The organism is Chryseobacterium sp. RR2-3-20 (genome assembly GCF_017808115.1).
Lineage (GTDB): Bacteria > Bacteroidota > Bacteroidia > Flavobacteriales > Weeksellaceae > Chryseobacterium > Chryseobacterium oryzae.
In genome coordinates, this window is sequence record NZ_JADQBD010000038.1 from 20,971 (window position 1) to 30,261 (window position 9,291).

General features: G+C 32.4%; 11 protein-coding genes and 1 tRNA gene. 3 read left to right on the forward strand and 9 right to left on the reverse strand.

Annotated elements, in window-relative coordinates:
* The first annotated feature begins 90 nt into the window (after positions 1-90).
* Positions 91-855, forward strand: a complete 765-nt coding sequence (locus tag IV513_RS09840) for an exodeoxyribonuclease III (RefSeq protein ID WP_209390403.1) — start codon at positions 91-93, stop codon at positions 853-855.
* A gap of 57 nt (positions 856-912) precedes the next feature.
* On the opposite strand, the gene IV513_RS09845 is transcribed toward IV513_RS09840, so the two are convergent.
* The 7 genes from IV513_RS09845 to greA form a co-directional block, all read right to left on the reverse strand.
* Positions 913-986 (reverse strand) — tRNA-Met (locus tag IV513_RS09845).
* Between the two features lie 44 nt (positions 987-1,030).
* On the reverse strand, positions 1,031-2,317 hold the full coding sequence (locus IV513_RS09850; protein ID WP_209390404.1) for a TlpA disulfide reductase family protein: 1,287 nt from the start codon (positions 2,315-2,317) through the stop codon (positions 1,031-1,033).
* Positions 2,318-2,378: 61 nt separating this feature from the next.
* Positions 2,379-2,606: a signal peptidase gene (locus tag IV513_RS09855; protein WP_209390405.1), complete on the reverse strand. Its 228-nt coding sequence runs from the start codon at positions 2,604-2,606 to the stop codon at positions 2,379-2,381.
* 11 nt (positions 2,607-2,617) lie between these two features.
* Positions 2,618-4,672 carry a T9SS type A sorting domain-containing protein gene (locus IV513_RS09860; RefSeq protein ID WP_209390406.1) on the reverse strand — a complete coding sequence of 685 codons (2,055 nt, stop codon included), beginning with the start codon at positions 4,670-4,672 and terminating at the stop codon, positions 2,618-2,620.
* Positions 4,673-4,743: 71 nt separating this feature from the next.
* Entirely contained in the window at positions 4,744-5,931 is a 1,188-nt protein-coding gene (gene clpX, locus IV513_RS09865; protein ID WP_209390407.1) for an ATP-dependent Clp protease ATP-binding subunit ClpX, read from the reverse strand.
* A 65-nt stretch (positions 5,932-5,996) separates the two neighbouring features.
* Positions 5,997-6,386: an HIT family protein gene (locus tag IV513_RS09870; RefSeq protein WP_209390408.1), complete on the reverse strand. Its 390-nt coding sequence runs from the start codon at positions 6,384-6,386 to the stop codon at positions 5,997-5,999.
* A 17-nt stretch (positions 6,387-6,403) separates the two neighbouring features.
* Positions 6,404-6,874 carry a transcription elongation factor GreA gene (gene greA / locus IV513_RS09875; protein WP_209390409.1) on the reverse strand — a complete coding sequence of 157 codons (471 nt, stop codon included), beginning with the start codon at positions 6,872-6,874 and terminating at the stop codon, positions 6,404-6,406.
* 108 nt (positions 6,875-6,982) lie between these two features.
* Between greA and IV513_RS09880 the strand changes: the two genes are divergently transcribed.
* Together IV513_RS09880 and dtd are read left to right on the forward strand one after the other, a co-directional pair.
* The gene (locus IV513_RS09880) at positions 6,983-7,441 is read left to right on the forward strand and encodes a hypothetical protein (RefSeq protein ID WP_209390410.1); all 459 of its coding nucleotides are present in this window, start codon (positions 6,983-6,985) and stop codon (positions 7,439-7,441) included.
* Positions 7,442-7,891 (forward strand): D-aminoacyl-tRNA deacylase, encoded by a 450-nt coding sequence (dtd, locus tag IV513_RS09885; RefSeq protein WP_209390411.1) that lies wholly within the window; start codon positions 7,442-7,444, stop codon positions 7,889-7,891.
* Positions 7,892-7,912: 21 nt separating this feature from the next.
* Here dtd and IV513_RS09890 read toward each other — a convergent pair whose 3' ends face one another.
* Positions 7,913-8,296, reverse strand: coding sequence for a DUF3037 domain-containing protein (locus tag IV513_RS09890; protein WP_209390412.1), 384 nt, complete (start codon positions 8,294-8,296; stop codon positions 7,913-7,915).
* Entirely contained in the window at positions 8,283-9,056 is a 774-nt protein-coding gene (locus IV513_RS09895; protein ID WP_209390413.1) for a HipA family kinase, read from the reverse strand. The genes IV513_RS09890 and IV513_RS09895 overlap by 14 nt, the downstream gene beginning before the upstream one ends.
* Between the last annotated feature and the right edge of the window lie 235 nt (positions 9,057-9,291).

The window sequence follows — 9,291 nt, forward strand, 5'->3', positions numbered from 1 at the left end:
GTGCACATTTGAATTAAAGAATTACTAAAAGTAGATCAAACAATCTACGATTGAACTTGCATAGAAATTATTTTAAGATAAAAAATCAATATGAGATTAATAACATACAACGTTAACGGAATTAGAGCCGCCTTTACCAAAGACTTTTTAGGTTGGCTGAAAACTGCTGATCCTGATGTGATCTGCATTCAGGAAAGCAAGGCTGGAAATGACCAAATTGATATTGAAAGTCTCGAAAAATTAGGCTATCACAGCTTTTGGCATTCTGCACAAAGAAAAGGATACAGCGGAGTGGGAATAGCATCTAAATTGAAACCCAATCATGTAGAATATGGCTGCGGAATTGAAAGTTATGATAATGAAGGCAGAATAATAAGAGCCGATTTTGATAATTTTTCTGTTATTTCTGTCTATGTACCCTCTGCTTCGAATATAGAAAGGCTGGATTTCAAAATGCAGTTCTGCTACGATTTTTTAAATTACATCAAAGATTTAAAGAAAACCATTCCGAATCTTATTATTTCAGGAGATTTTAACATCTGTCATCAGGCAATTGATATTCATAATCCGATGGGCTTAAAAAACACCTCAGGTTTTCTACCCATGGAAAGAGAATGGATGACTCAGTTTATTGAAGAATGCGAACTTATCGACAGTTTCCGTTATTTCAACAGCGAACCAGAAAATTATACTTGGTGGAGTTACCGTCAGAATTCCAGAGCCAACAACAAAGGTTGGCGGTTGGATTACAATTTTGCCTCGTACCCTCTGAAAGATCAACTTTCAAGAGCTGTAATTTTAAAAGAAGCCGTTCATTCTGATCACTGCCCCGCTTTAGTAGAATTGAATATCTGATATTAAATCAAAAAAAAATCCGTAAAAATGTTCGACAAACATCTTACGGATTTTTTGTAGCGAAGACGGGAATTGAACCCGTGACCTCAGGGTTATGAATCCTGCGCTCTAACCAACTGAGCTACCTCGCCGTTTTGGTGGTGCAAATATAGAAAATATTTACAATTCTCCAAAATTATTTTAGTTTAAAATATTCCAAAACGTCCCCTACATGATCTGGCTTACTGATAATCTTATTGTTAGCATCCAAAATAAAATAAGTAGGCGTTGCATGAATATTATATTTATCTGCAAAAGAACTATTCCAGCCTCTTAATTCGGAATCGTTAATCCATGGAAATGCTGCAATCTTAGAAGTATAAGAATTTTTATCCGAATCTAGAGACAAACCAATAACCTGAATATTTTTAGCCTGCAATTCTTTATATTTATTTAAAAGTTGTGGCAATTCATTTTCGCAATGGGAACATGTTGAAGACCAAAAAACGATTACTTTCTTATCTGCTTTTACATCAGCAATAGTTTTCGCTTTAGTATTTACAGGCGAATGAAACGTATAATTGGGAAAAACAGCCCCAAGATCTGTATCTGTATTCGACTTTATGGTAGAAGCCAAGCGGTCATTAATTGTACATTTTAAGTTTTTAGCCTGACTTAAATATTTATTTTTAAGCTCTGCCATATCATAAGCATCAAAAATATCTATAAGCTCCGATAAAACGGTCTGCCCTCTTGGCGTTTCGATATTTAATTTATTGATTAGCTGATCTACTGAAGAATTAATATTACTATTACCTCCTACATTAAGATAAGACACAAGAATCGGTCTTAATAATGAAGATGTTTCTAAAAGGTCATTTGATTTATCAATAAAATTGATGATTTCTTCCTGACTATTTTTTTTAGAAGAATTATTAGATAAAAATTTATTATAGTTAGTGTTATAATAATAAATAAACGGATGTTTTGCCTGATCTAAATCTGCACTTTCACCAGACAGTTTACCCATTTCAGATATCAAAGCTTTTCCAAAATCTGTATTATCTTTATAATATTCTTTAATCTGAACCAATGCCGGAAGAATAAGCTCTTTTTTCTGAGAGTTTTCCTGAATGCTATTCATTAAAGCATTCGCATCATCTTTGTATAAAATATTTTGAATTTTGTTATCCTTAGTTTCAATTTTAATATTTACATCTTTATTCTCAGAGATAAATGTTACGGTATTATTGGTGTCCGGAAAATACACTTTCATCATCCCAATATAATTCTTAGGATATTTAAACAGCCAAGAATTATTTTTAGATTTTTCTTTTGTAACTATAATATCTTTAGATCCGTTTAAAGTATATAAAACGGCTTCTTTTTCGATGAAATTTTGTGGAGCTTCAATACTTACAGAAAACTGTGCATTAATAGTGGCAACAACCAATAAACCTGATAATAGAAATATTCTTTTCATAATGTAAAAATAAAAAAAGTCTCCGACTAATCGGAGACTTTAAAAATATTTTAATATAATTTTATATTTTTTGAGTTTTGTATTTTTTAGCAACAAAAGCAATAATTAAAAATGCAACAATCCCTAAAAAATATACATACATATCGATAGGAGAGGCTGCTTTAGCTCCTGGAGTAGTACCGCCAGCTCCACCACTCGGCGGTGGACAAGTAGGACAAGGAGGCCCTGCATAACTTAACAAATAACAATTGAGGAACAATAGAAGAAGTATTTTATTAATTTTTTTCATAACTAGTGTGTTTATTTTACGATTTTCGATGTAACTTTATCTCCTTTTTCTGAAACAATTGTAACTACATAAGAAATCTTTATATCTCTAGATAATTCTAAGTTATAATCTCTACGAGTATCTACCTTTTTTTGAGATAAAACTAGTTTCCCACTCATATCAAATACCTGTATGTCTGCATTTTTCCAAGTTGGATCGAATCTAACAAAATATCCGTCTGTGTCCGGATTATACACTACTAAAGTTCTTACTTTTTTAGTTTCTTCTTCAGCGGTGACTAAAGACCCAGTTGGCAAACCATAATATAAATCATATTCAACACCATTAGAATTTCCTGCTTGCGTAGGAATTATTAAACCTTGTGTAGCAGGATTAATTGCGGTTGTCCCATCTTTTTTATAATAAAAACCTTCATTCGATGACAGCAAATGTGTACCAGTAGGTAATTCAGCCGCATTTTCTCTTATTTCAAACTTAAAAGAAACAATATTGGGATTATAGTTAACAAGCTTAATATTTTTCCCTTTGAAATTATTTTCATTCGCTTCATTTACATATAACCAGTAAGAAACATTATTGTTATCATATCCCCCATTAACAGCATCTTCTTCAAATGTTCCGAAAGAGTATCCACCTGAAGCAGCAACTTGTACTGTTGGATTTGATGTATGCCCCGAAATAGTTGTTGGCGAAACAACATAATATGTTCTTTCTAATTCATTTCCGTTTGCATCCAATCCTATAACGCCTAGTTGTTTTACAGTTGAATTTATATTTTTTGCTGCAGTCAAGCTATAATCTGTAGAAGATCTTCTCATGTGATAGTTAAATCTTCTTAATGATGCAAAATTTAAAGGTTCAGAAGTTGCTAGATTACTATTAAGTTTTATAACAAATGTTCCCATTGGTCTTACCATAGCATAAGGAATATCACCAACAGGTTGTTTAGTTCCATTATCAAATGTTATGTATTTGAATGAAGAAGATCCACCACCAGTAGTTGAAGAATACTGAACCCCTTGCACCTCCAGTCTTACTCCATAAATATTAGTAAGGTAGTTTCCATCACCATTAGCTTCATTTATAGCAATTTGAGACAAATCTAAATTAGTCATGTAAGGATTACCAAATTGATAGATATTTCTTCCAAAATTACCAACCCAAGTGCCCGCAGAGGTACTGAAACTATCTTGAAGATAACTATTATACTTTTCTCCATATTGATTAAGCCCATTTCCGCCTGAACCGAAATAAGCAGTAAGACCAGCCTGTGTAAGATTTGTTGATAAAGTTGGAATACCAGATACTGGCAATGTCGTAACTGGTCTACCTACCAATGTTCTAGTCTGATTAGATACATCCAAACCTGTTCCACCAACAATAAAATAAGCGAATGGATCTAAATCTATGCCTAAGCTTGTACTTAATCCATTGGGCAAATTACTAGACACCACATTTCTGTTATTCCAATAAAGAATTTCATTACCAGAATATCTAGTATTATTAAAAACTTTCCCTAAAGCAATAGCCTGTGGAGTTAAAGTATTAACTTGACTTAAAGATGATACTGCTTTACCGTAAAATGGAAAACCCATCTGCTGATAAGCACCATGAGAATCTTGTCTAAACTCAATATCTACAACACCAGTCACTTTATCCTGAGGTATACCATCAATAGTAAGTTGACCATAAGTATAAACAGGAGTAGGAGGAGTGGTAGTTGTTGCGTCTGTCCATGTTGGATTAACCGAATGATATGCAGTTGGCTCATTTAATTTATTAATAAACCAGCCTCCAGAACCATTGGAAACCTCATTATTAGAATTATCTAAAACTCTAAATACACTTGGATAGTTACTATCATTAATTGGAACACCAACCACCATGATATTACCATGATTTTCTATATTACCTGTATTTTTAATTTGCAATCCACCACCATTATATACAAGCGTTCCTTTACTTACATACATTTTAGCAGAATTATCAACGTGTAATAGGACTTGTTGAGCTGAAAGAGGTAAACTAAGAGCTAATACAGCAATAGTTAATAAACTTTTTTTCATTGTATCATAGTTTTTGTGTTATACAATTTTCCCTGCAAAGATAATATTTTTTTCTAAAAATAGAGTTAAATTTATTTATTAATCAGAATATTATCTCTCTTCAGTACAATCTCATGCTGTTCACCTACTGTAAACATATAATCTTCCAAAACCTTTTCGGTAGTTCCTCTCAATCCTCTTGCTCCTAAACCTTTTTCCATTGTTTCTTCCACAATTGTTTCTATGGCATCATCTGTAAAAACCAACTTAGTTCCATCCATTTTGAATAACTCTACAAATTGATTTACAATAGAATTTTTAGGCTCTTTCATAATTCTTATCATGGTTTCTTTGGTGAGTTTTTCCAGATATGTAATAATTGGAAATCTACCTAATAACTCAGGAATTAGCCCAAAAGATCTTAAATCTATAGCATTAAGATTCTTCAGAACATATTCATCTTCATCAACTTTATTGATTTTTTCTGAACTGAAACCAATTGCCTGTTTATTCAGTCTTCTTTCAATAATTTCTTTTATCCCATCGAAAGCACCTCCCGCAATAAACAATATATTTTGGGTATTTACCTGAATATACTTCTGATCTGGGTGTTTTCTTCCTCCTTGTGGCGGAACATTTACAATACTCCCTTCTAAAAGCTTCAGTAATCCCTGTTGTACTCCTTCACCGGAAACATCTCTTGTAATACTGGGGTTGTCTGATTTTCTTGCAATTTTATCAATCTCATCAATAAAAACAATTCCTTTTTCAGCCTTTTCTACATCATAATCTGCAACCATTAAAAGTCGGGACAAAATACTTTCCACATCTTCTCCTACATATCCTGCTTCTGTAAGAATGGTAGCATCTACGATACAAAAAGGGACATTCAGTTCTCTTGCAATAGTTTTAGCCAAAAGGGTTTTCCCGGTTCCGGTTTCACCAATCATGATGATATTGGATTTTTCCAGTTCTACCTCTCTGTTTTCACTTTTTGCATGCAGCAACCTTTTATAATGATTGTAAACAGCAATCGAAAGCTGTTTTTTTGCCTGATCTTGTCCTATTACATACAGATCAAGAAACTCTTTTATTTCCTTTGGCTTTTTTAGCTCATCAATACTTTCTGCAGGAGAAAATCCTCCGTTTGAAGAATTATCTCTTACAATTGCATGAGCTTGTTCTATGCAGTTTTCACAAATAAAACCATTCTGTCCGGAGATCAGCATCTGTACTTCACTTCTTTTTTTTCCGCAGAAAGAGCATTGGTTTGGATTCATCTTAATTAAATATATTAGTAAAGAAAATCGTAAAAAATTTCTTTTTTACGACTTTTATTTTAATGTTAGGAATTTATAATTAACTGTTGTATTTCAGAATATTCTTCAGGAGACAGTTTTAATCGCTCATTTTTGAAATTCATATCTTCTACTGTATTTAGCGGAATAAGATGTATGTGTGCATGAGGAACTTCTAAACCGACAACTGCAACTCCAACTCTTACACATGGAATGGCATTTTTTACTTTTTTCGCAATTTCCTGAGCAAAAGACCAAAGGTTTTTGTACTCTTCAGATTCAAGATCAAAAATAAGATCGACTTCTTTTTTAGGAATTACCAAAGTATGACCTTTTACCAAAGGCATTGCATCCAAAAATGCGATAAAGTTTTCATTTTCTGCTATTTTATAAGCAGGTATTTCTCCATTGATGATTTTAGTAAAAACTGAACTCATTTTTTTTGAAATTAAAGTTACAAAGTTATGTCTAAAATTTCAAAAGACAATTTATTTCCGTTAGGAAGTACAATTTCTGCAGTTTCTCCAATTGCTTTACCCAATAATCCTTTTGCTATAGGAGTATTTACTGAAATTTTACCACTTTTTAAGTCGCTTTCATTATCAGGAACCAATTTGAACACCTGTTCTTTTTTTGTATCGTTGTTCATGAGTTTCACAGTGGTAAGAATAGAAACTTTAGAAGTATCCAGCTGGCTTTCATCTATAATTTTAGAAGTAGAGATCACATCTTTCAATTTTGATATTCTCATTTCCAGCATTCCCTGAGCTTCTTTAGCGGCATCATACTCAGCATTTTCAGATAAATCTCCTTTATCTCTCGCCTCCGCAATCTGCTGAGTAATCTTAGGTCTTTCGATAGTTTCCAACTGCTCCAGTTCAGCTTTCATTTTATCCAATCCTTCCTTTGTTACGTAGCTTGCCATAATTTTAAAATTTTGTTTTAGTATAAAAAAATTATCCGACATTTGTCGGACAATGTTTTTGCTTGTTAATCGTTATTGTTTTACAAATATATAAAATTTTATATTCAAATGAAAAAAACTTTTTCAGCAGTATCCTTTTTCATATTACTGACAGTCAGCTTTTTAAATATAAACTCATGCAGTAATAGGGAGGATACAGTAAGCTGCTTTCCTAAAACCCCGATTAATGTTAGTTTAAATCTAAATCTTGCCGCGTATAATAATCTCAATTATATTAATGGCTGGATTTATGTAAACGAACAACAGTCCGGAACAAGAGGTCTTATTGTAGTGAGAACCGGAGATAATCCTGCAACTTTTAAGGTATACGACCGAAATGCACCACATATTTGTCCCGATAATAACACGACTTTAGAAGTAAAAGATAATATCAGTATCGTATGTCCTAAAGACAATGCCACTTGGATTCTCTTAACCGGAAATCCTACTTCTGGATCTTCTCTTCCTCCCAAAACTTATTTTTACAATTATGATGCATCAACCAAAAATTTAAACTTATATAATTAAATGAGAGTCGTTATACAAAGAGTTTCTGAAGCCAGTGTAAAAGTAGATGGGAATATTGTAGGAGAAATAAAACATGGTCTAATGCTGCTTGTTGGAGTGGAAGAAAATGACCAAGAAACGGATGCAGAATGGTTGGTACAAAAAATTTTAAATCTGAGAATATTTGGTGATGAAAGTGGGAAACTGAATTTATCGGTTACAGATATTAAGGGAGAAATTTTGTGTATAAGCCAATTCACTTTAATTGCAGATTATAAAAAAGGTAACCGTCCTTCTTTTATAAAAGCTGCAAAACCAGAAAAAGCAATCCCTCTTTTTGATTTTTTTAAAGATGAACTCAAAAAATCCGATCTAAAAATTGAAAGTGGAATATTTGGAGCAGACATGAAAGTTTCTTTAGTAAATGATGGCCCCGTTACCATTTTAATGGACTCACAAACAAAAACATAAAGAGTATATAGCCTAATAAAGTTATAATACCAATTCCTGAAAAAGTTTTGAAAAAGTTTGTTCGAGGTCTTTAGATTTTCCCGGATGCGGTCTAGAAGTTTGAATAACAGAACTGCGTACTGCTGTTAACCATCTAAAGCGTTCGGGAATGTCTAATAATGCGATGGGTCCGCCTTCTTTGTCACCCTTGGAAATTTTCTCAAAACTAACAAGATTTTCTATTACATCTATGTAATCCAATTTACTATGCATGAACTTGAATTTATTTTCACATAAATGAAATTTAAATCTGATAAATTTTTCTTTTTTTGAAAATAAAATAAGTCCTACATTGAAAAATTCTTCTCTCTCAACCTTAGGAACCAAACGTATTACAGCATACTCGTAAATTTTATAATCTTGCATTTTTCGCTTCGTTTAAAAAAATTGATGAGTTTAGTAATCTTGTTTTCATGAAATTAAAATAGATTTCACGAATTTCATCAGGACTTTCTTCAGCGTCATTCCATTGCAGCCATTCTAAAGGAATCATATTTACGATATCTCTAAAAACCTGATCATTTAATATATTATGAGCAAACAAATCAGCTTCATCCAGCATTGATGCCTGTGGAAGAAGTACGTGGTCTTTTATATATTTGAAAGGAGTTTTAGCAGCAGTATCAAAATTCTGCCAGGAATGATGAAAATAAAATGAAGCTCCATTATCTATAACCCAAAGCTCTTTGTGCCACATTAAAAGATTTGTATTCTTAAAAGTTCGGTCTATATTAGTAATAAAAGCATCGAGCCATACGATTTTAGATGCTAATAAAGGATCAATTTTTACACTCGGATCATAAGCAATTGCACCAGACAAATAATGAAGTCCTAAATTGAGCCCTTCAGAAAATTTCAATAAATCCTGTATCTCTTCATCTGCCTCTGTTCTTCCAAAATCAGCATCCAAATTCACAAAAACAATTTCAGGAATGGGAAGTTGAAGTGCTTCAGCTATTTCACCTCCCAAAAGTTCAGAAATAAGCATTTTAACACCATGTCCAGCACCGCGAAATTTCAATACGTACTTAAAATCATCATCTGCATCGGCCAATGCTGGAAGCGAACCTCCTTCCCTTAGAGGTAAGATATATCGAACAACCGTAACAGTACGCATATTTCTCATTTTAAAATTATTAAATTAATAAGAATTTATTATTCATCGAAGAATTAAAATTTTAACAAAAATAATATTAATAAACTTAATATCATAGTTTATGCAATTTGCGAATAGCAATAGTTTCATAAATAATAAATAAGTACACCCGTTGTGCATTATGAAATAAAAAAGTAAAAAGTTGTTCATTTGATTGAAAATCAGTAAATTGAATTAGCTATAATACATTTACAATGAACAACTT

Excerpts from the sequence above, each read along its gene's own strand:
- IV513_RS09880 (WP_209390410.1), top strand. The coding sequence starts at position 6,983 with ATGAAAAAAACTTTTTCAGCAGTATCCTTTTTCATATTACTGACAGTC.
- IV513_RS09890 (WP_209390412.1), bottom strand. The coding sequence starts at position 8,296 with ATGCAAGATTATAAAATTTACGAGTATGCTGTAATACGTTTGGTTCCT.
- dtd (WP_209390411.1), top strand. The coding sequence starts at position 7,442 with ATGAGAGTCGTTATACAAAGAGTTTCTGAAGCCAGTGTAAAAGTAGAT.
- IV513_RS09870 (WP_209390408.1), bottom strand. The coding sequence starts at position 6,386 with ATGAGTTCAGTTTTTACTAAAATCATCAATGGAGAAATACCTGCTTAT.
- greA (WP_209390409.1), bottom strand. The coding sequence starts at position 6,874 with ATGGCAAGCTACGTAACAAAGGAAGGATTGGATAAAATGAAAGCTGAA.
- IV513_RS09855 (WP_209390405.1), bottom strand. The coding sequence starts at position 2,606 with ATGAAAAAAATTAATAAAATACTTCTTCTATTGTTCCTCAATTGTTAT.
- clpX (WP_209390407.1), bottom strand. The coding sequence starts at position 5,931 with ATGAATCCAAACCAATGCTCTTTCTGCGGAAAAAAAAGAAGTGAAGTA.
- IV513_RS09840 (WP_209390403.1), top strand. The coding sequence starts at position 91 with ATGAGATTAATAACATACAACGTTAACGGAATTAGAGCCGCCTTTACC.
- IV513_RS09850 (WP_209390404.1), bottom strand. The coding sequence starts at position 2,317 with ATGAAAAGAATATTTCTATTATCAGGTTTATTGGTTGTTGCCACTATT.
- IV513_RS09895 (WP_209390413.1), bottom strand. The coding sequence starts at position 9,056 with ATGAGAAATATGCGTACTGTTACGGTTGTTCGATATATCTTACCTCTA.
- IV513_RS09860 (WP_209390406.1), bottom strand. The coding sequence starts at position 4,672 with ATGAAAAAAAGTTTATTAACTATTGCTGTATTAGCTCTTAGTTTACCT.